The sequence below is a fragment of the Planktothricoides raciborskii GIHE-MW2 genome (genome assembly GCF_040564635.1).
Taxonomy (GTDB): domain Bacteria; phylum Cyanobacteriota; class Cyanobacteriia; order Cyanobacteriales; family Laspinemataceae; genus Planktothricoides; species Planktothricoides raciborskii.
Window position 1 is genome coordinate 2,048,611 of sequence record NZ_CP159837.1, and the last position, 20,975, is coordinate 2,069,585.

The 20,975-nt window shown below is 39.7% G+C and carries 14 protein-coding genes; 9 read left to right on the top strand and 5 right to left on the bottom strand.

Going from position 1 to position 20,975, the window contains the following annotated elements; genetic code table 11:
• Positions 1 to 81: 81 nt before the first annotated feature.
• Entirely contained in the window at positions 82 to 3,852 is a 3,771-nt protein-coding gene (locus tag ABWT76_RS08620; RefSeq protein ID WP_354635956.1) for a CHAT domain-containing tetratricopeptide repeat protein, read from the top strand.
• A gap of 120 nt (positions 3,853 to 3,972) precedes the next feature.
• Here ABWT76_RS08620 and ABWT76_RS08625 read toward each other — a convergent pair whose 3' ends face one another.
• On the bottom strand, positions 3,973 to 4,470 hold the full coding sequence (locus tag ABWT76_RS08625) for a DUF29 domain-containing protein (RefSeq protein WP_354635957.1): 498 nt from the start codon (positions 4,468 to 4,470) through the stop codon (positions 3,973 to 3,975).
• A gap of 269 nt (positions 4,471 to 4,739) precedes the next feature.
• Between ABWT76_RS08625 and ABWT76_RS08630 the strand changes: the two genes are divergently transcribed.
• Entirely contained in the window at positions 4,740 to 4,976 is a 237-nt protein-coding gene (locus ABWT76_RS08630) for a type II toxin-antitoxin system Phd/YefM family antitoxin (protein WP_054464600.1), read from the top strand.
• 146 nt (positions 4,977 to 5,122) lie between these two features.
• Here ABWT76_RS08630 and ABWT76_RS08635 read toward each other — a convergent pair whose 3' ends face one another.
• Positions 5,123 to 5,323, bottom strand: a complete 201-nt coding sequence (locus tag ABWT76_RS08635) for a hypothetical protein (protein ID WP_054464601.1) — start codon at positions 5,321 to 5,323, stop codon at positions 5,123 to 5,125.
• Between the two features lie 256 nt (positions 5,324 to 5,579).
• On the opposite strand from ABWT76_RS08635, the gene ABWT76_RS08640 reads away from it, so the two are divergent.
• A complete protein-coding gene (locus ABWT76_RS08640; RefSeq protein WP_197285202.1) occupies positions 5,580 to 7,637 on the top strand; it encodes an ATP-binding protein in 2,058 nt (685 codons plus the stop codon).
• 106 nt (positions 7,638 to 7,743) lie between these two features.
• On the opposite strand, the gene ABWT76_RS08645 is transcribed toward ABWT76_RS08640, so the two are convergent.
• Positions 7,744 to 8,229 carry a DUF29 domain-containing protein gene (locus tag ABWT76_RS08645; RefSeq protein WP_054464602.1) on the bottom strand — a complete coding sequence of 162 codons (486 nt, stop codon included), beginning with the start codon at positions 8,227 to 8,229 and terminating at the stop codon, positions 7,744 to 7,746.
• Between the two features lie 447 nt (positions 8,230 to 8,676).
• On the opposite strand from ABWT76_RS08645, the gene ABWT76_RS08650 reads away from it, so the two are divergent.
• Positions 8,677 to 10,092: a GTP-binding protein gene (locus tag ABWT76_RS08650; RefSeq protein WP_054464707.1), complete on the top strand. Its 1,416-nt coding sequence runs from the start codon at positions 8,677 to 8,679 to the stop codon at positions 10,090 to 10,092.
• 126 nt (positions 10,093 to 10,218) lie between these two features.
• Positions 10,219 to 13,263 carry a hypothetical protein gene (locus tag ABWT76_RS08655; RefSeq protein ID WP_354635958.1) on the top strand — a complete coding sequence of 1,015 codons (3,045 nt, stop codon included), beginning with the start codon at positions 10,219 to 10,221 and terminating at the stop codon, positions 13,261 to 13,263.
• Between the two features lie 96 nt (positions 13,264 to 13,359).
• Here ABWT76_RS08655 and ABWT76_RS08660 read toward each other — a convergent pair whose 3' ends face one another.
• Together ABWT76_RS08660 and ABWT76_RS08665 are read right to left on the bottom strand one after the other, a co-directional pair.
• Positions 13,360 to 13,794, bottom strand: coding sequence for an HNH endonuclease (locus tag ABWT76_RS08660; RefSeq protein ID WP_054464603.1), 435 nt, complete (start codon positions 13,792 to 13,794; stop codon positions 13,360 to 13,362).
• Entirely contained in the window at positions 13,787 to 14,188 is a 402-nt protein-coding gene (locus tag ABWT76_RS08665) for a hypothetical protein (RefSeq protein WP_054464604.1), read from the bottom strand. The genes ABWT76_RS08660 and ABWT76_RS08665 overlap by 8 nt, the downstream gene beginning before the upstream one ends.
• A 238-nt stretch (positions 14,189 to 14,426) precedes the next feature.
• Here ABWT76_RS08665 and ABWT76_RS08670 point away from each other — a divergent pair, with 238 nt between their 5' ends.
• From ABWT76_RS08670 to ABWT76_RS08685, 4 genes are all read left to right on the top strand, one after another.
• Positions 14,427 to 18,389 (top strand): helicase, encoded by a 3,963-nt coding sequence (locus ABWT76_RS08670; RefSeq protein ID WP_190876975.1) that lies wholly within the window; start codon positions 14,427 to 14,429, stop codon positions 18,387 to 18,389.
• Positions 18,390 to 18,629: 240 nt separating this feature from the next.
• Positions 18,630 to 20,249, top strand: coding sequence for a CTP synthase (locus ABWT76_RS08675; RefSeq protein WP_054464606.1), 1,620 nt, complete (start codon positions 18,630 to 18,632; stop codon positions 20,247 to 20,249).
• Between the two features lie 57 nt (positions 20,250 to 20,306).
• Positions 20,307 to 20,480 carry a hypothetical protein gene (locus ABWT76_RS08680; RefSeq protein ID WP_156331489.1) on the top strand — a complete coding sequence of 58 codons (174 nt, stop codon included), beginning with the start codon at positions 20,307 to 20,309 and terminating at the stop codon, positions 20,478 to 20,480.
• Positions 20,431 to 20,856: a hypothetical protein gene (locus ABWT76_RS08685; protein ID WP_054464607.1), complete on the top strand. Its 426-nt coding sequence runs from the start codon at positions 20,431 to 20,433 to the stop codon at positions 20,854 to 20,856. The genes ABWT76_RS08680 and ABWT76_RS08685 overlap by 50 nt, the downstream gene beginning before the upstream one ends.
• Positions 20,857 to 20,975 lie beyond the last annotated feature (119 nt).

Sequence of the window (20,975 nt, forward strand, 5' to 3'; positions counted from 1 at the left end):
AAGATTCTCAACTAAGTATCTAGGTCGAAACCCGGTTTCTCGAATAAACCCCGTTTTAATCAATAATTAAGGAAAAGGGAAATGGATTTTTTTAATCAATTGGCTAAAGGTTTAAGTCAGGGTTGGAATACCTTTTCGCAAGAAATGGAGTGGTTGGCGCTTAATCAACAAGTTAATCAGCTTTATCATCAGGGTAATTTCAATGAAGCCATAGTCATTGCTAAACAAGCATTAACTTTAGCGAAATCCCTTCACCCAGGCGACCATCCTGATGTGGCAACCAGTTTGAATAACTTGGGAGAACTCTACAACTCCCAGGGACGCTACACGGAAGCTGAACCTCTCTACAAACAGGCATTAGAGATGACAAAACGCCTATTTACAGGCGACCATCCTAATGTAGCAACCAGTCTGAATAACTTGGCAGCACTCTACAACTCCCAAGCACGCTACGCGGAAGCTGAACCTCTCTGTCTACATGCATTAACAATGAGAAAACGCCTATTTAATGGCGATCATCCTGATGTGGCACAAAGTCTGAATAACTTGGCATATCTCTACCACTCCCAAGCACGCGACTCTGAAGCTGAACCTCTCTACAAACAGGCATTACAGATGAGAAAACGCCTATTTAATGGCGATCATCCTGATGTGGCACAAAGTCTGAATAACTTGGCAACACTCTACAAATCCCAAGGACGCTACTCTGAGGCTGAACCTCTCCACAAACAGGCATTAGAGATGAGAAAACGCCTATTTACAGGCGACCATCCTAATGTGGCAACCAGTCTGAATAACTTGGCAGAAATCTACCATTCCCAAGGACACTACTCTAAGGCTGAACCTCTCTACAAACAGGCATTAGAGATGACAAAACGCCTATTTAATGGCGACCATCCCTATGTGGCAACCAGTCTGAATAACTTGGCATATCTCTACAAATCCCAAGGACGCTACGCCGAAGCTGAACCTCTTTACAAGCAGGCATTAGAGATGACAAAACGCCTATTTAATGGCGACCATCCTGATGTGGCAATCAGTCTGAATAACTTGGCATATCTCTACAAATCCCAAGCACGCTACGCCGAAGCTGAACCTCTCTGCATACAGGCATTAGAGATGACAAAACGCCTATTTCAAGGCGATCATGCTGATGTGGCACTCAGTCTGAATAACTTGGCAGCACTCTATGATTCTCAAGGACGCTACACAGAAGCTGAACCTCTCTACAAACAGGCTTTAGAGATGAGAAAACGTCTCTTTAAAGGCCAGCATTCTTATCTAGCAGACAGTCTAAATAACTTGGCATTCCTCTACAAGTCCCAAGGACGCTATTCTGAAGCTGAACCTCTCTACAAACAGGCATTACAGATGAGAAAACGCCTATTTAATGGCGACCATCCTGATGTGGCAATCAGTCTGAATAACTTGGCAGAACTTTACTACTCCCAAGGACGCTACGCGGAAGCTGAACCTCTCTACAAACAGGCGTTAGAGATGACAAAACGCCTATTTAATGGCGACCATCCCTATGTAGGAACCAGTCTGAATAACTTGGCAGAACTTTACAGAACCCAAGGACGCTACGCGGATGCTGAACCTCTGCACAAACAGGCGTTAGAGATGAGAAAACGCCTATTTTCTAGCGACCATCCTGATGTGGCAGGCAGTCTGAATAACTTGGCATTACTCTTAATTGCTACAAACCAGCCCCAAGAAGCATTTGATAAAATGCAAGAAGCCATTGAAATGGAGACTCGCTTGATCCGTCGTAATTTTGCTTTTAGTTCAGAACAAGAACGACTGCAATCAATTAAAAATAATCGACCAAGTTTTGATGCTTTCCTCTCCTTAGTTTCTCAATATTTCTCCGACTCTCCCGAACAAGTCCAAAAAGCCTTAGATGTCGTTCTCAACCGTAAATCTCTCACCGCAGCCGCGTTAGCCGCCTTTAATTTTGCCATCCATAGTCAACGCTATGCTCACCTCAAACCCCTATTTAATGATCTCCAGTCAAAGCAACAACAACTTTATCACCGTCGATATAACCCACCCCTTCCCGAACCGGAACAACCCATAGAACTTTATCGCATTCGTTTGCGAAACTATCAAAAAGATATTGCCGAATTAGAACAACAATGTCAACAGTTAGAAAAGCAGCTTTCCGCCGAAGTTCCCGAAATTCGACTCGACCATCAAACCCTCGATCGCCGCGCCGTTGCCTTAGAATTACCCCCTAATACGGTATTAGTAGAATATGTGCGGTTTGATCGCTATAATTTTACAGCCCCCAAAGGTGAAAAGTGGCAATCTGCCGAATATTGGGCGTTTATTTTACCTGCCCAAAAACCCGATGCGGTGCAGATGATTCCATTAGGACCAGCGCAACCGATTGATAATTTAATTGAAAAAGTGCGAAAAGTTTTATCCTTAGAAAATCCACCATCCACAATGGCAAGAGGAGGCGCGAAAAAAGGAAGTCAAACCCAATTAAACCCTTATGAATATCATCCCCAAGAACCCAACGCATTACGCGAAAAAATCTTTAGTCCTCTCGTTTATATCCTACAAAATTATCAAAACATTCTGATAGCTCCCGATTCCGAATTAAGCCTAATTCCCTTTGGAGTTTTGCCCGTCGATGAAACCGGCCAACAATTATTAAGAGATAAGTATCAAATCAGTTATCTCAGTAGTGGGCGAGATGTCTTAAGATGGAAACTGGAGACAGACCGTAAAGCTTCGGAATCCTTAATTATTGCCAATCCTAATTTTGACTATCCCAATCCTCCTAGTTTAACGAAATCTCCAACGGAAGGTTTAACGAAATCGGGAGTTTATCACAGCACCAAACCCGTTTTAAAAAGCCTATCTGCCGAGGGATTTGATCCCCTTCCCGAAACAGAACCCCTAGCCCAAACCATCGCCAAAAAATTAAACATTCCCAACTTATATTTAGGCGATAAAGCTCTCGAAACCCTGTTTTCTCAAACCTCCTGTCCGCGCTTTTTATTAATCGCGACTCATGGAGATTATGAAGCAGAAGATCCCTATTTTAAATTAACCTATCAATTGCTCAACTGTCCATCAGAAGAAGAAGCTAACAATCAGATATCACAAAATCGGGATTTAGTCAATCCCCAACTGCTGCTAGTGATGGAAACACAAGCCGAAACTTTTGTCAAACAAGGGAAACAAGACCACGCCCAATGGTTAAGAAACTTTGCCGAAAAAGTGTCAGAAGAATATAAAATATCCCGCGCACCCAATCCTATAGAAAACCCTTTTAATCGCTTTGCCGTTGCACCTGGTAATAATGCCATGATTCGGGGTTATTTAGCCTTTGCGGGGGCAAATACTTGGCGAAAAGGGCAGTCATTACCCCTCGAAGCAGGCAAAGGCAGACTATTAGCTCAGGATATCGCGGGCATTGATTTATGGGAAAATGAATTAACCATTTTAATTGCTTGTCAAACCGGCTTAGGAGATGTGCAATCAGGGGAGGGTGTTTTCGGGTTACGGCGGGCTTTTGCGGTAGCGGGATGTAAGGCTTTAATTATGAGTTTGTGGTCAGTTCCTACCCGTGTATCGCTGTTATTAATGGATGAATTTTTAAATCACGTTCAGCAGGGTTTAGGCAAGCGAGAATCTCTGGTTAAAGCCCAAAATTATATCCGCAATCTCACCATTCACAAGTTACAAGAGTTAAACTTAACGGGCGATCGCGATATTTTGGGTGAGTTTAAGGATAAAAGAATGCTTTCCCAGGAGTTTATGGACAATAACCCCGATTATAAATTATTATCTCATCCCTATTTTTGGGGTGCCTGGATTTCTCAGGGGGAATTGTAATTAAAAAACCTCAAGGGAGACGATATATTGTGTCTAGGGGAATAGAAACCGGGTTTTTGCATAGATATCTAGTTTGACACCAAAAATTTTGATAATAAACCCGGTTTCTTTTATATGTCATTACTCCTTATTTTCGCCATTTTCGGCAGGCTCATTATCAGCCGGTAAAAATTCAGGGTTAAGCACTTCTTCTTTAGTAAAGGGAGACTCTGGAGGAAATATCTGGATGGATAAACCAGTTTCAGCGGCGGCTAGTTCTCTCGCATCTTGATAGGATTCATTAAAAATATCTTCAAAAAACCGATATAAACTCGGACTGGTTTTGAAGGTATCTTCGAGGCGAATACGATGTTCTCGAATGGTGTAATTCCAACTATTTGTTAGTTTTTCATGCTGATATTTATACTTGAGTAAGTGCATGAGAAGTATCCGCAGATTACTTTTTAAAGCATTTTTATCGCTTCTACCCATACTTTCCAATTCCTCAAGTAAGTTTTCTAAATCGATTTCGGCAAAATTTCCCTCTTTTAATAAGTTGATATTTGTCTGTAACCACAGATAAAAATCCTGTTCATAAAGGGATGTTGTTGCCGTTGTGATTGATTGGATAGCTGTCATTTTGTTTGACTCCCTTTCTTTTCTATATATAAGTCTAACAGATTTTATGATTTATGCATATATCGGTGAAATCAACCGGGTTTCTGTTATAATTAAGGCAGACTCACCCAGCGTTAACTAAGAAACCAGATCGATAAATGTAATTTTTTTGATTGGCGATCGCTGTTTGGTAAATATGGTTGTTGTATAATATTGTATATCAGTATATAATATTATTGAGCGATCGCCAGTTCAATCGATATATAAAATTATTTTATTCCGGTAAAATTATGAAATATCTAAACCTAGAGGAACCCGATATCACCCTAACAGCAATTGTTGATGAAATAGCTGTTAACCAGTCTGAAGTTATTATTACTCGCAACGGTTTACCAGTTGCTCGGATTGTTCCCTATTCGCTTCCTGATGCAACGGGGAAAAATTATCCCCTGCGAGGAATGCCAATCAAAATTGCCGCCGATTTTGATGAACCAATGCCTGAAGGGACGCTTTGGGAGAATGAATGATTTTACTCGATACTCATGTTTGGTTATGGCTACTTGACGAGCCGCGTCAATTGTCGGATGCTGCACGCACAGCCAACAGCGCAACAAAAATCAGGTATCGCGTTGGGTTTCGCTCGGCTCAACCCAATCGACATGAAAAAAAATTACTACTCAATACTTTGAATGAGTTTAATGTTATTTCTCAGCCATTCATTGACTAAAACTTGCACCTCAATCTTTTTCTGTTCAGCAATTTTTGTCACAAACTGCTCGACATCGGGATCGAGATAAATGGGATAATGAAGTTTAGCATCAGGATGGTAAAATTTACCTTCTTCTGCTTTGGAAAAGTCATACTCTGATTTCATAATTGCCTTTTTCGGGAAATGTTGTAGTTATTTTTGATATCATTTTAGCTTGTCGGTGCTTCCTCTTGTAAAATTTTATAAAAAAATAAACATTTTTTTGCTATCAAATAATGTGGCTAATCAACAACAATAAAATTAAATAGTAAATATCGATATTTTTTCTATTAAGTTTTTGATAACGGCTTTCTTCAGACCAGTCTTTGAGCATCAACAATGTATCTAAACTTCTGACTTATTTATTTTTGATTTGCCAGCCTTGACAAATATACTGATTCATGCTAAAATATTTACTCAAGTAATAAATAAAAATGTGAGGTTATTTAGTATGGCAGAAAATAATCGTATAATTTCTTGCCGTGTTAGTTACAAACATATTTTGCGTGAATTATCTGTTAACAGAAAAGATCCCTGTGAAGTAATTCGCGAACTAATTTCCAACTCTTATGATGCTTTAGCATCTGTTATTGAAATATATCCTTTACTTCAATATGATGGGTTTATCTTTATTGATAATGGGACTGGGATAAGCTCTGAAGAAGAAGTTAATGGAGTAACGCCAATGGATGCTTTCTTCTCAATAGGTCTTTCAACCAAAACTCTTGGGAAATCTATAGGCTACAAATGTCAAGGATCAAAACTTTGCTTTGCTTCACGAAAATTTGCACTTATTACCCGATGCCAAGAGGACAATGAATCTTGCTGGCGTTCTGTAATTATAGATAATCCAAAAGATACTTTAGATTCTGAACAGCACAACATTACAGATCAAGACGATACAAAACCTTGGTTAACATTAAGAAAACTACTACCTCAACCAGATGCTCGAACAGTTGCTATTATTCAACATTTAGATGAGACATATTTTAAATCAAATTTAAAAACCGGAACCATAATTATTGTAATAGGTTTAGAAGTAGATAACTTTTCCAGCTATTACGGTACAGATAAAGACTATCCCTATATAAAAAGTTATATTAGATTTTCTACTAGACATGGGGATGTCAGAATTTTAGATTCTGAGAGAACAGGATTTAGTGAGCAAGAAGCTGAACATTTTAAAAAATCATCTCCTACATATAATGATAAATGCCAACTTTTTATTTGGAATTGCAATAAAGAACAATTAGAAGAGATCCCTCCTGGATATCCATACATTGACAAACCGAAATTTCTTCCCGGTATGGAAGATTATATCTGGAAAACGCCAGCCGAAATAAAGCAACTCAGGTCAGGTAGATTTTATTATCGTAAAGCTCAGGTGTTTAAATTTAGCGGAACTATGTATTCTCTGGTGTTCGCTATTGATGGAAACCGAAGAGCTTTAGACCACTATGAAGAATTAGATCGTCAAGGAAAAAAGAGGTCTGGTATTGGGTTTAGTTCACAAAGAGGAACGTTTGTTTGTTCTGAAGGACTAAAAATATGTCCTTATAATGAAATTTTTAGTCATAGTTTATTGCAGGATTATCGGGTTTTAAGTGATAGTAAAGCTATGACACATTATGTATTTATGATTAATGGTAGCTTCCCGCTAGTCACCGACCGAAATTCCTTAAGTGAATCATCAATTAAAACTCTAAAAAGTGAACAATTTTTAGAAAATATCAAAAAATTTTTAGATCAAGCTTGGAATGAAAGCAAGGTTTTCAGCGAGTTGATACAAAGCCTAAGAAATAAAATTAGTGAAGCCAAAATCGACGTTCAAGTCAAACAATTTAATGACGCAAAAAAATTAATCCGTCAAAGAGATAATTTTTATATTTTAGATGTTGAAGTTTTAAAAGGTAAAAAGTTTTTTGTTCCTAGTGTCGGAGAAGAACATGGAGTAGGTGCATTATATACACTATTAGCTCATTTTGTTCCTGCTCATTCTCCCTACTCTAAGTTTTGGTTAAGACCTTTAAATTTTTCCGGTCAAGGAATTGACAGTTTAGCAGCAGAATTTAATGATGATGAATTAAAAGAAGAACTTAAAGGCTTGGAATATAAATATACATTTTCAACCGATGAGTTATTTAACCATCCATTAGTAGTGACCGATCAAATTGTATGTTGGGAACTGGATCAATATGTAGAAGAGAATAATAATGTAGTTGCTGATGGAGATTATGTGGGAGAAATTTCATTTTCTGATGAGTTAAAGGATATAGGATGTGAAATTACTAATATACAAAATAAAGCGGGTTCATGTCATAATTCTAATATTAAAGTCATTTGCTTAAAAAATTTAATAACTAAAACTTTCCAGTGTGAATGGAGAAAAGGTTTTAGCATTTTAGCTTCACAATCATCATCGAGGAAACGATCCAGATAGTTATCTATAAATTGAGAATCTAGGTTGGATTGAGGTACAAAAACCAACTCATTTGAACCTTTTATATTTCCCTGGGTTTAGCGTAGGGATACGATATATCGTGTCCCTACTCATTATTTTTAGGCTCATTATCAGCCGGTAAAAAGTCAGGGTTAAGCACTTCTTCTCTAGTAAAGGGAGACTCTGGGGGAAATATCTGGATGGATAAACCCGTTTCATCGGCGGCCAGTTCTCTCGCATCTTGATAAGATTCATTAAAAATCTCTTCAAAAAACCGATATAAACTCGGACTGGTTTTGAAAGTATCTTCGAGGCGAATACGATGTTCTCGAATGGTGTAATTCCAACTATTTGTTAGTTTTTTATGCTGATATTTATACTTGAGTAATTGCATGATAAGTATCCGCAGATTACTTTTTAAAGCATTTTTATCGTTTTTCCCCATGCTTTCTAATTCCTCAAGTAAGTTGTCTAAATCGATTTCGGCAAAATTTCCCTCTTTTAATAATTTGATATTCGTCTGTAACCACAGATAAAAATCTTGTTCATAAAGGGATGTTGTTGCCGTTGTGATTGATTGGATCGCTGTCATTTTGTTTGACTCTCTTTTTTTTCTCTATATAAGTGTAACAGTATTTATATTGTAGGGTGGGCTATTTTATTTTTGGATAGTGGTTGGCAGCGGATGGGTTGACTATTTTCTGCATAAGATAATTCTTTTATCCGCTGCCAATATCCGCTGCCAATTAGAGATAATTTCACCACAAAGACACAAAGGACACAAAGAGAAGAAACCGGGTTTCTTTTATGTCACCCACCGATAACCGTTATTTTCACCACAGAAACCCGGTTTCTCGGTTATCTGCGAGGACTTAGAAACCGGGTTTCTTTTATGCTGAAAACAGATAACTTTTGATATTCACGACAGAAACCCGGTTTCTGAACCCCCACCAAGGACAGAGAAAAATTGCGCCATGTTTGCGTTATGATAAGGTCGATAAAAATCTTTAACCTAAAAAAAAGGTGAAATTCTGTGTCTATTGGATCGAATTCTCAAAGTCGTCATTTGAATAGTGCGCGGGCGACGATTCGTCGATCGCTTTCTTGGTATTCTTATATTCGTCGCCACCCGCAACCGTTTACGGAAATTGAACATCAAGCGGCAATGCAAGCCCAGTTAGATGGCTTAAAAGCAAGTTTAGAAAAGTTAGACCAAGAAATTCTTCGTATCGCTGCTTTTGGTTTAGTCAGTCGAGGAAAATCAGCGTTATTAAATGCGTTGTTAGGTCAGAAACTTTTGACAACGGGGCCAATTCATGGGGTGACTCAATGGCCGCGATCGCTACAGTGGAAACTTGATGAGATCCCGATCGCGAACCCTTCCTTAAAAAAGAATAATGATGGGGATCAAAAAATAATTATTGAGTTAATCGATACCCCTGGTTTGGATGAGGTGGAAGGGCAAGCCCGATCGCAGATGGCGCGAGATGTGGCCCAACAAGCGGATTTAATTTTATTTGTGGTCGCTGGGGATATTACCCGAACTGAATATGATGCTTTGTGCGATTTACGGCAAGCAGGAAAGCCCATGATTTTGGTGTTTAACAAGATTGATTTATATCCCGACCAAGACCGAGAAGCGATTTATCAACAGTTGTTATCTTTGGGGGGAAGTCGTGGGGTGAATCGTTTACTTTCGGCCAATGATATTGTCATGGTTTCCGCCGAACCTGCGCCGTTACAAGTGCGGGTAGAATGGCCCGATGGTCGGGTGAGTTATGAGTTAGAAACTCCAGGGCCACAAGTTGAAGAATTGAAACAGAAAATTTTTAGCATTGTCCAGAAAGAAGGGCGATCGCTGATTGCTTTGAATGCCTTAACTCAAGTGCGAGATGCAGAGTCAAAAATGGCTAAAATTGCCTTAGCCGCCAGAACGGAACAAGCAGAAAATTTAATTCAAAAGTTTTCTCAATATAAAGCTTTGGCAGTAGCTTTAAATCCGATTCCGATTATTGATTTGTTGGGCGGTTCTGTGGCAGATTTATTGTTGATTCGTTCTTTAGCCCGGTTATATGGTTTGCCCATGACCAGTTATGAAGCCGGGAATTTGTTAAAGCAAATTCTGTTTAGTAGCGGCGGTTTATTATTAAGTGAATTGCTGAGTGGGGTATTTTTAGGTTTGAGTAAAACTGGCGCGGCAATTGGTGGCGGAATGGGTGATGGTTCTGGGATTACTGCTTATGCGGGGGCAGCGATCGCCCAGGCAACTATGGCCGGGTTTGGTACTTATAAAGTGGGACAAGCAGCACAAGTTTATTTAGAACAAGGTTGCACTTGGGGACAAATGGGGCCGAGTACAGTAATTCAGGAAATTTTAAGTCAGTTAGACCATGATTCGGTGTGCGATCGCCTGCGGGAAGATTTGCAACAACAACTGAAAAAATCGGCAGTTTAGAAATTTTTTACCACAGAGACACAGAGAACACGAAGATAAGTTGACTTATTTGCTCCCAAATAGTATCTTATTCTAAGATAACCTCCCCTGGGAGGTATCTTGCCAGCCCTGATTTGAGTGATTACTATGGTTAATGACCTCACACAAAGTAGTAATAATTTAGCCCCGGTTAATTATAGCAGTTTTCTGCAACAAATCCTGAGAAAATTGCCCGATTATCCTCTGTTTCAATTATCCAGCGATCGTCAACGTTTAGTGATCCAGATTGACCCTTTGGCCAAGGCTTTAGCTACTACTTCTGGGGTGGAAAATCCCCTGATTTCTACTCAAGGAGTGCGTAGTGCTACCGTTAATTTTGCCAGAGGTTTTGAGGAACAATTTCCTGATAAAATTCAGCAAATTCGTTTTTTATTACAGCAACAGTTAGCCGGGGCGATTTCACCGTCAGAAACTATCCAGGAATTGCGCGATCGCTTAATCCTGAATAGCTTATCAGAGTTGCCAAAAAAAGACGAAAAAGACAAACAACCTTTAACCTTATGGCAAGATTTTGCCAAACCATATCCCAACCAGCAAACCCAACAACTGCGGATAGAAACCAACCGTCCGGGCGGTGATTCTGCATTAAAATTCCACAAACTCACCATCAACGTTCACAACATCAACCAAGTTCAAGACCAACTCAAACAAGGCATCGAAAACTATATTCTCACTGAGGTAGACAGTGAAGAAAAACAACAAGACCTTTATGACAATCTCCAAGACGAAATAGAGGATGAATTATCAGATTTTCAAGAACTGCAAAGAATTGTGGACACCGAAACCCTCGGTAAACTGAAAAAATACGCCAAAATCGTCTATTTAGAGCATCTATTATATCACATTCAAACCGCAGACTCCGTAGGGCGAATTTATTTGCAAGATTTAATTCGGCGTCTGAAGTTACTTGAACAATATATCAACGATACCAGTAAAACCAACGCTGATTATGAAGTCAGCTATGCTGGCTACACCATTAACTACAGGGATGTTTTTTCCCGCGCCGAAGCTTTTGACCCCCTGCCTATTATTCCCATTGTTGCCGGAAACTTAGGCGAATACACCGATACAAATAAAGGAGAAACTCAGTTTATCTGTGGTTTCAAAATGAAACTTAATGGCGCAGTTCAAGCCTACGGTGGTCAACCATCTTTTGACTATCATCTGAATCTAATCGATCCCGATAATCTCGAACATAAAGAAAATCTGGCTAACCCCGAAAAAGCTAAATCTTTTGCCGAAAAAGTGTTACGACGGGTTTTACTATACTATTTCATCTTTGCCTCTCGCTGCAACCCCCTAGACCCTAACTATGACCCTAACTCCGAACTAGAATACCCAGCCCTAGAAATCTTTCAAACCAGAGTTTTGCCTATTCTCCAAGGGAATAACGAGGAGCAAAAAAAGACTCTATTTTATGGCATGGTTAAAGGATTCAAGGAATTCAATTTCCGGGAAAAAATTAAACGCTTGGGAGAATTGCTAAAAAACGGTCTGAAACAACAGACAATTTTACCCACAGGCACTTATCCCATTCAAATTACTGTCAGAAAAGGCATCCTCTCGGACACTGACAGTATGCCAAACGGAGTCTTTTTTAATGAAGACATCATTAATCCCAAAAAATGCCTGAGATATATTTCCGTTGGGGAAGCAAAGGTAGACCCAGAAGCCCTTTGTCAAATTCCGGGGACGATTAAAATAGAGGATATCCGTTATTTTACCGCTGAAAGCCGGGAAGAGTTTACCTGGAAATATCAGATTTCCGGGATCAAAGTTCTGCCGGTACTCTGGACACCTAGTGATACTAAATGTCGCGAAGCATATCGTCATCCAGGATTTCCCAATTCTTTGGTAGTCTTTGCTTACAATAAAGATATTTTAGGACCGGCAAAGGCAGATCAGAAAGAGAAACCATTAACCGAAAGCCAGGGATTTACTTATCGATTTGTTTGGACATTGTTGTCTTATATCTGCTTCGATATATTGCTAGAAAATGCGCCCAATAACTTATTTATTCCCCAAATTCGTCTGCACCTAGGAAACCAAAACAATCCATTCCACGCGGAAAAGTTTATCGCCCATTTGTCTAAAAGCTTATCTCACTTGTTGCGGGAAAAATATCGCTCTAATTCTCAAGGTTTTCGGATTAATAATCTGAGTAAATTTACTATTAATAATGGTTTAGCCTCCTTGTACTCGGTATTGCCCAAAAAGTTTCGCTTTAGCCAAAATTCAGCCCCGCCAACTCTAGATAAATTAGCCATTATCGTAGTTTCTAGTCGGGAAAGCGACGCTAAGTACGATAACAGAAACCGCCAAAGTCGCAAGGCGAATGTAATCGGAGAAGTCATCACCGTACAACGAACACCAAATGACATTATTGTTCTCACTCCTCTGCTGACTTTTTCTGAGAATTATTCTCTGAAAGATTTGTATGGTGAACCGCCAATTTTAATTGATACGGTGAGCAATTTATATCGCCAAGGATACCGGCACTTTTTATATATTGCCCAAGCCCCTCATACGAGTACCCTGCATATTACTAAGACCGAACAAGATGAGGGACTGTATTTTATGTCTCCTAGTATCATTAATGCTTTGGGGAAAAATCATGGGGATATCAAAATATATCCGGTATTTTTCAATAAGTATTATGTGCGAAAAGTGAAAGACATGAAGCAGCAGCAATCTTTGTATGTGCAAGAGACTGCTGAACTGACCCGCTTATCCCAAGACCCCCAACAGCAAGCGGTGGTATTTTTTAACTTGTTTAATGGCATTTCCGTGAAGGGCAAAGATGCAGACGATCGCTTTTATAATGGGGTAATGTCTTATTCCACTTTACTAGGCAAGTTCTATCCGGGAGTATTGGATGACCAAAATATCCGCCAGGATTTAATTTATCAAAGTCCGCTGAAAAATGATATTTTGCAATACCTGACTCTTTTTCACTTTTCCCGCTTTGAGAAAAATCAGAATATGTGCATCAAGTTAGACCCTTATGATAATTTAATTGGGGAAGAGTCAGTGGGCGCTTTGTCTATTTTTCCCCAAATGTCCCCTGGAGTTGACTTTAATTCTTTGGCGTTTTTAACGGAAGTGAAGAAAGTGCTAAATGTGCGGGTTTAGCCAATTTTGAAATTTTAGACACTACCCCCGCGAATTCGGGGGTAGTTCTAGGAAAAGAAAACAAACATTTGCTGGAAAAATATTTAGTTTCTATAATCATTTGGACTCTGATGGAGGATGTTCGCCCATTTTATATAAGATACGTCGCAAATTTACTAAACCTTCTCGATTTAAACGTAGAGATTCAACGGTGCTGCGTCCGGTGGCTGTTAAACCCAAAATTAAAGTATAATCTTCATTCCAGGCAAAGTGATCTAACCATCGTTGCTCTCTGGGATTAAACAAGGGAAATATTTTTCCTGTAACAGGATCTAGCGCTTCTGTTTTATTATATTTGTGATTATTACAACCTTGGCAAGCTAAAGCCAAGTTATCTAATGTACTTTGACCTTCTTTACTCGTTGGTTGGATATGTTCCACGGAAAATCCTTGGGTAGCAAAACGGGCTTGACTGCGACAATATTCACAGCAACCTTTAGCGCGTTCTATAACTGCCTGTTTTTGTTGAACTGTAACTTGTTGCTTAGGCATAATCTTGCGTTTTTATCCCTAATTGTTCCATCAAAGCAGTTATGGAAATTTTCCGATGAATTGCTAATTCCGCCAGAGATTCTACTCTTTTTGCTTCTAGAGATTCTACCGTGTCGGTAAGGCGCAATAATTCGCTATATTCATCACTGGTCAGAGTCTCGCTGCGCCGTTTGACAATTAAGTCTTGATAGCGTTGTTGAATGTCAGGAGGTAAACCTTGATTAATTTGTAGTAATAGTTCAGCTTCATTTTTGGACAGCCTTGGCGCTTTTTTTTGGGACTGTACCGCGATCGCCCGCGAGACAAATTGTTCCAATTCAGGTAAACTTAACTGTTCGATCGCATTGAGTAATTCCTCGAAGGATAACTCGGCGGCTACTTTCACTGTTGACATATATTGCTAGATTTGAAAATTGCTTGGATCTTATTTTAATATTAATACTTATTATAGCATAGCTTTGACTGATTTTTGCTCTGTAGCAGATATTTCTTACAGGAAAAGCATGATTGGCAGTTAACTTTCGTTTGTTTACCAAATATTTAACCATTTAACCAATTTTTTTATATGCTTTGGCTCTATACATTTATGGGATATAATGAATAAAAATTAACCACTAATTTATCATAAAACGATGACGATCGCAGAAAATCTCGGACGATTATTTGAAGTAGGCTTTAATCTGGGGATTCTGGCTTATATAGAACACCAGCAAATCCCGCACCATTTTGGCGATTTATATCGCCACGATCTAGAACAGCTTAAGTTACCGAAAATAGTGCAGAAGATGATTGACTCTGATAGTCTGATTAGTGACTTGAATATTCAAATTGTGGAAAAATGGAGTCAGTATTTTCTCAAAAAAGGTTTTTTAGGTGGTTTAAATTTTTTCCGAGAATATTTGCAAGCGACGGGATGGAGTCCCCAAGGGCGCCGCAAAACCCAAGATTTAGAAATTCTATATTATCAGTGTAGCTTTTGCAATAATAACAGTATGCAAAGCTATGAAAAGAGCGATCGCCAAGAATTTACCGATCTATTATCTCAGTTTGGTGAATTAGAAAATATCGATGCTTTAATTAGCCAATATTCCGGGAAAGGAGAATTTTTGCAAGGGGATACTTTGCTGCTGTTGCGTTATAAAAATCAATACCGGATTCTCTGTGTGGATTTATCTACATTTTCCGTAAAATCTGCCGCTGATTTAGCCCCCCTTGATGATGTGGAAGTGTTACGGCGAATGTTGATGACCGAAATTAAGTATATTCGCTCAAAAAGTGTGTTTTCTAAGCTGCGAATTGATACGGGAAATTCTGAATATCTCAGAGGTGATTTTTCTAAAGATTTAGCCCAATATTTTACCGCTTTTAAACGCAAGGATAAGGAAACTGCTAAGTTGATTCAAGCGGGTTCATATATCCATAGTTTTTATGGCTTTTTACAGAAACAGGGACAAAAACATCAGATATTGCCCGATGATGCGGATGTGGTGTTTAATGTGGTGGGATACAGCGATCGCCACCTAAGTACCCTATCCCTTCGCCCTGAAAATTTGGATATTTTGGCCACCTTTGCCCAGATTTATAAACATGAACCAAAACACCAAGAAATTCAAAATGCCCGTCGGAAAGTTTTGCAGTTAATTCAACGCAATGCCGCTAAGAGTTTTATCGATGGCAAACAGTTGATTCAGGAGTTATCCACTAAACCCCTGGAAGCGTCAATTAATTCTATTACTAAGATAACTCATACAGAAAAAATTGATAATTTTTTTAATTCTTTGGGTATTATACCCGATGAGTTAGCTACTCAGCTAAATGTCACCCCAGGGGCAACTCTGAGAAATGCCCATGCTGAACTAATTCAACAAGCTTTATTATCTGACAATACTTATATTTTTTTAACCGGAAATCCGGGGATTGGCAAGACAACCGCGATCGCCAATTTCTTGAAAAGCCGTAAAGACCAAGACGGTGACGATGGTTACTTATTCCTTTATGTCAGTCCCCGGAAACAAGTTAACCTAGATTTGATTGAAAAGTTTAAAAGCGATCGCCGCGATTCCATTTCCGGATCCGCTGCGCGGAATCGCCCCACAGAAAATCCGGGCAAATTATCAGATTCTCGGATATTTGCGATTAACAGTAACTCAGCAATAATCAAGGATAACTTAGGTCGTCCCACGGTGCAATATTATTCTGATGCACGTCAAGATAATTTTCGCCTTAAACAAGTTGATTTTATCAACGCTGCGGCTATTTCTTCTGAAGATAGCCGTTTAAGCGATCGCCGTTCTCAGAAACGCTTACACCAAATTGCCGATGACCAAATTCGCGATCGCGGGGAAAAGAAAGCCGGAGTTTTGTTTAGTCTTTGCGAAGGCATTCATAGCTTAATCAATGAACAGATATCCAACCAAATCGTCGCCACGGTTTCCATTCAATCATTGCGAGTAAATCCCCCAAGAGAACCAGGGCAGCAAAACTTCACTCCAGCGGTGGATACTTTACGCCATTTGGACAATATTTTTAAAGGGGCATACAACTCACGGGATAAGAAAGTAATTCCCGAAAAGATGCGGGAAATTGCCCAGCGAATTAAGCATATATTTATAATGATTGATGAAATCACCGGGGATGATAGCGGGGCTAATTTTCTTAAAGGCATCAGCCAATTTTTAACCAAATTTAAATTAACTGAATATGGGTTTAATGTTAAAATAATTGTGGCCGATGCGTCGATTGTGGAAAAGGAAGTAATTACCCAACATCTTGCCCAAACTACCCCAGAACCGGATAAGATTTATTTTCGGATGGCCAAACAAGCGGCAGCCCCTTTATCGGTGCAGAATTTTGTGTTTAATAAGCGACAAGCGAAAGTGCTCCGCACCGCTGACGCGATCGCAATTAATGCCAACTCTTACCCCGCTAGTTGCTTAAACATTACTTATCAATTATTTATCCAATGTGTCAAATTCGATCCCAACCCATTAAAAGATAAAACTAATCAACTCGGTCAAGCCGTCCAAAGTCAGATTAATGCCGACATTCAACGGTTATTAGATGACGCCAACTGCGGCCAAATATTAGTCTATATTCAAGACAAAAAACGCTTAGAAGAACTGATTGATAAAATTCGCCAAAATCGGGGAGAATTTACCCATGTAGGGGCGAAGCATTCGGGCAAAGAATTTCTTAAAGAAGCAAGCAAAGTTAGCCCCGAATGCTTCGCCCCTACTGCCAAAATTCGCCAAAATCGGGGAGAATTTACCCCGAATACGGATTACCTAGAAATTCACGCTAACCTATCAGAAGCGGATAAGCAGAAAATTAGCCAATATAAGCAAGATGCCAAGGTTGTTTTTATGACTTCTTCGGCTAGTCGCGGCTTATCTTTTCCCAAGGCAACTCATATCCTGGTAGAAATTCCTCGGTTTCAAATTGAACGTAATTTAATGGAAGTAATTCAGGTAATTTATCGGGCAAGAGGTGAATATTTAGAAAATGGTGTAAAGCAAACTATTGACACTCAAGAAAAACAGCTAATATTTTATTTATCAGAAACAGCAGTTTATTATCCTGATGCTAACGATATTTCCGACTTAATAATACCCATTCAGGAAAGTATCTTAAATTTGTTGAATATTTTGATTATTCTCAAGCTATCGATTATGACTCGAATTGTCGGGGCGGGAATATTGGGTCGAAAACAGGTAATGATGATTCCCATTGGCGGAAAATCTGTCACCGCAGCGGGCGCTACTTTTACCAGTATTATGACTAATTTAATCCGGGAAATGAAGAACGAACACCGTCGCAAACCCAGTCATAAAAACCTAGAAGAAGTTTATCACAGCTTGCAACAAATTCTCAGTCGGGCTGAGTTTGTGTTGCATCACGATCGCGATCTGGTTGACCCAGTGAAAAACCAGGTATCTTCTTATTTACAATTGCGAGAAAAGTTTAACAGTAATTTTGCTAAGTTATGCCAACGACTAGATAATTTATTGGCCTTGGGTAATATAGAACCCGGTATCCTCACGGGTAATTTATTGGTGGTACAAATTAACCAAAAACTTGAAGAAACTTATCAAATTCGTCTGGAAGAACAGATTAGACGATATGCCACTAAAGACCTGGTAGAAAAAATGTGGGCAATTAGCAAAAGTAACCAGTATCCCGATAATTTGCGATCGCAGATTCGGGATGGGGCAATGGAGTTAGTAAATTTACTGCGCGGGGATATTAATAAAACCCAATGGTTTGAACTGACCAGCCAGAATTCCGATCAATATTATGCCCTGCCCCTGTTTGTGTTCATTAGTGGGGAAACCCTCCGGGAATATTTTAAAAGTCAGCCAGAAGAGGAAGCAGAACGCGAGTTTCGCAGCCTACTTTCTCGCTACGTCCATTCTCTTTATCCCGCTTATAATACTCTACCCATTGGTCGGCAATATGCAGAGTTCCCTTTTTTGATTTTTCGCAGTTATAGTTTAGCGGAAATGCGGGTGAATATGTTCAGCGATCGCTATTTGTTAAATTCCCATGAATTAAACGCGGTCAATTTAATTTTATCCAAAGATGAGGCCAACAGTTAATCAAGCAAATAAACGTCGCCCTTAACCACCACAGAACCCTGGTTGCGGTCAATTATTAAAAATGAAAATTCAGCATAAATGGTGAAAAAATCATAAAACCCTGAAAAAATGGCGATCGCGATCGGATATTATAAGGTAAAAGTCGAAATTTTATGCGCTATGCTCACCAGTCCCAGGCGATCGAAGCTGGATCTCTGAACATGAGCAGGCGCCGCATTCTAAAACTGAGGCGGTTTTTTTATGAGTAAATTTGTATTTGTCACTGGTGGGGTGGTTTCTAGTATTGGCAAAGGAATTGTCGCTGCCAGCTTGGGGCGGTTGCTGAAGTCACGAGATTATTCAGTGTCGATTTTAAAGCTTGACCCCTACATCAACGTAGACCCCGGAACCATGAGTCCTTTTCAGCATGGGGAAGTTTTCGTGACAGAAGATGGGGCTGAGACAGACCTAGACCTGGGACATTATGAACGCTTCACCGATACCTCCATGTCCCGACTTAACAGTGTGACTCAAGGCTTAATTTATCAGGCAGTGATCAATAAAGAAAGACGAGGAGATTATCAAGGAGGTACAGTCCAGGTTATTCCTCATATTACCAATGAAATTAAAGAACGAATTCATCGCGTAGCCAAAAATACTAATCCCGATGTGGTGATTACAGAAATCGGCGGAACTGTGGGTGATATTGAATCCCAACCCTTTTTAGAAGCAATTCGCCAGTTTCGCAAAGATGTGGGACGAAATAATGTGTTATATATTCATGTAACTCTGGTGCCTTGGATTCCTTCCGCTGGAGAAATGAAGACTAAACCGACTCAACATTCTGTTAAAGAATTGCGGTCAATTGGCATTCAACCCGATATTTTAGTCTGTCGTTGCGATCGCCCTTTATCCGAGGGAATTAAGCATAAAGTTTCCGAATTTTGTGATGTACCCGTGGAATGCGTGATTACTTCTCCAGACGCCAAGAGTATTTATGAAGTACCGCTGATTTTAGAAAAAGAAGGATTAGCCATTCAAGCGATTAACTTGCTGAAAATTGAACACCGTCAACCAGATTTAAGCAAGTGGCAAACCCTAGTCGATCGCCTTTATCAGGGGGGTCAACCCCTCAACATTGCTATTGTTGGCAAATATGTCCGTTTAAGTGATGCTTATTTATCCGTAGTCGAAGCCCTCCGACATGGGGCGATCGCCAATGGTTGTCACCTGGAACTGACTTGGGTGAACTCAGAAGATATTGAAGCGGAAGGCCCAGAAAAATATCTGGCTAATATCCAAGGAATCGTAGTTCCCGGAGGTTTTGGCATTCGCGGAGTTGATGGTAAAATATCGGCCATTCAATATGCCCGCGAACAAAAAATCCCGTTTTTGGGGTTATGTTTGGGGATGCAATGTGCCGTGATTGAATGGGGGCGTCATATTGCCAATTTACCCAATGCTAATAGTGCCGAATTTAATGCAAACACAGATAATCCAGTGATTAACTTATTGCCAGAACAACAAGATGTGGTGGACTTAGGGGGAACCATGCGACTAGGGTTATATCCTTGTCGGATAACACCGAATACTTTGACGGAAAAACTTTATCAACAAGAAGTAGTTTATGAACGACACCGCCATCGTTATGAGTTTAACAATGCCTATCGTAACCTATTCCTAGAAAGTGGTTATATTGTAAGTGGAACTTCCCCCGATGGTCGGTTAGTGGAAATTATTGAATTGCCCAATCACCCGTTCTTTATTGCCACCCAATTCCACCCTGAGTTTCACTCTCGTCCTAACACCCCCCATCCATTATTTCATGGTTTTACTAAAGCGGCATCTTATCAAGTTATGGGAGACGAAAACGAGGGGTAAAATCCGCATACAAATCCGCATACAAATCCTCAGAAAAATCAGCATAAAACAGAGGATTTGCAGGCAGATAATGTCAGCGATCGCCTGCATGAACTAGAGGATTCTTCCGTAGGATTAATTCCTACAACAGGCAGTTATAAAAATCACCCAAATCCAGGGGAAGTGCGAGTGAGGAGGCTTTGTGGCGTACTGGGTCAAAATTATCTACGATCGGGAGACTTATGTGATTGATCTCGATCGGATTGGCGCTTTTTCTGTGTCTTCTAATCACAAAATAACTTTTTGGTTACCTGATGGAGGTGTATCGATTTGCATTCATCCCCAAAGTAATGCAGAGTCATATCAAAAGGTATTGAATTACCTAGAAAAAATCCACCACAAAACCACTGTAAGTGCCGATTGGATTAAGTTTCATTACGACCGAGAAGAATACTTGCTCGATCTCAACCGGATCAGCGCTTTTTCTCAAGACCCAAACACTCACAAAATCTCCTTTTGGTTGCCTGATAATGGCACAAAGATGATTTTACATCCTCATAGCAATGCGGATGCCCACGGCAAAGTCCTAGAGTATATTGAAAGAAAAACTGGCTACTATTTAAAGTAAAAAATTTCCTATAGGGGCGGGCTTAAAACCCGCCTTTGTGTCCCTCTGTGTCTTTGTGGTGCAAATCTTCTCCTTTTCTCCCATAAATATGCTTAACCAACTCCTGGCAAATTAACCGC

What these genes read in the sequence shown, in the direction of transcription:
- ABWT76_RS08620 (WP_354635956.1), top strand. Translation starts at nt 82, where the DNA reads ATGGATTTTTTTAATCAATTGGCTAAAGGTTTAAGTCAGGGTTGGAAT.
- ABWT76_RS08625 (WP_354635957.1), bottom strand. Translation starts at nt 4,470, where the DNA reads ATGACAGCTATCCAATCAATCACAACGGCAACAACATCCCTTTATGAA.
- ABWT76_RS08630 (WP_054464600.1), top strand. Translation starts at nt 4,740, where the DNA reads ATGAAATATCTAAACCTAGAGGAACCCGATATCACCCTAACAGCAATT.
- ABWT76_RS08635 (WP_054464601.1), bottom strand. Translation starts at nt 5,323, where the DNA reads ATGAAATCAGAGTATGACTTTTCCAAAGCAGAAGAAGGTAAATTTTAC.
- ABWT76_RS08645 (WP_054464602.1), bottom strand. Translation starts at nt 8,229, where the DNA reads ATGACAGCGATCCAATCAATCACAACGGCAACAACATCCCTTTATGAA.
- ABWT76_RS08655 (WP_354635958.1), top strand. Translation starts at nt 10,219, where the DNA reads ATGGTTAATGACCTCACACAAAGTAGTAATAATTTAGCCCCGGTTAAT.
- ABWT76_RS08660 (WP_054464603.1), bottom strand. Translation starts at nt 13,794, where the DNA reads ATGCCTAAGCAACAAGTTACAGTTCAACAAAAACAGGCAGTTATAGAA.
- ABWT76_RS08665 (WP_054464604.1), bottom strand. Translation starts at nt 14,188, where the DNA reads ATGTCAACAGTGAAAGTAGCCGCCGAGTTATCCTTCGAGGAATTACTC.
- ABWT76_RS08670 (WP_190876975.1), top strand. Translation starts at nt 14,427, where the DNA reads ATGACGATCGCAGAAAATCTCGGACGATTATTTGAAGTAGGCTTTAAT.
- ABWT76_RS08675 (WP_054464606.1), top strand. Translation starts at nt 18,630, where the DNA reads ATGAGTAAATTTGTATTTGTCACTGGTGGGGTGGTTTCTAGTATTGGC.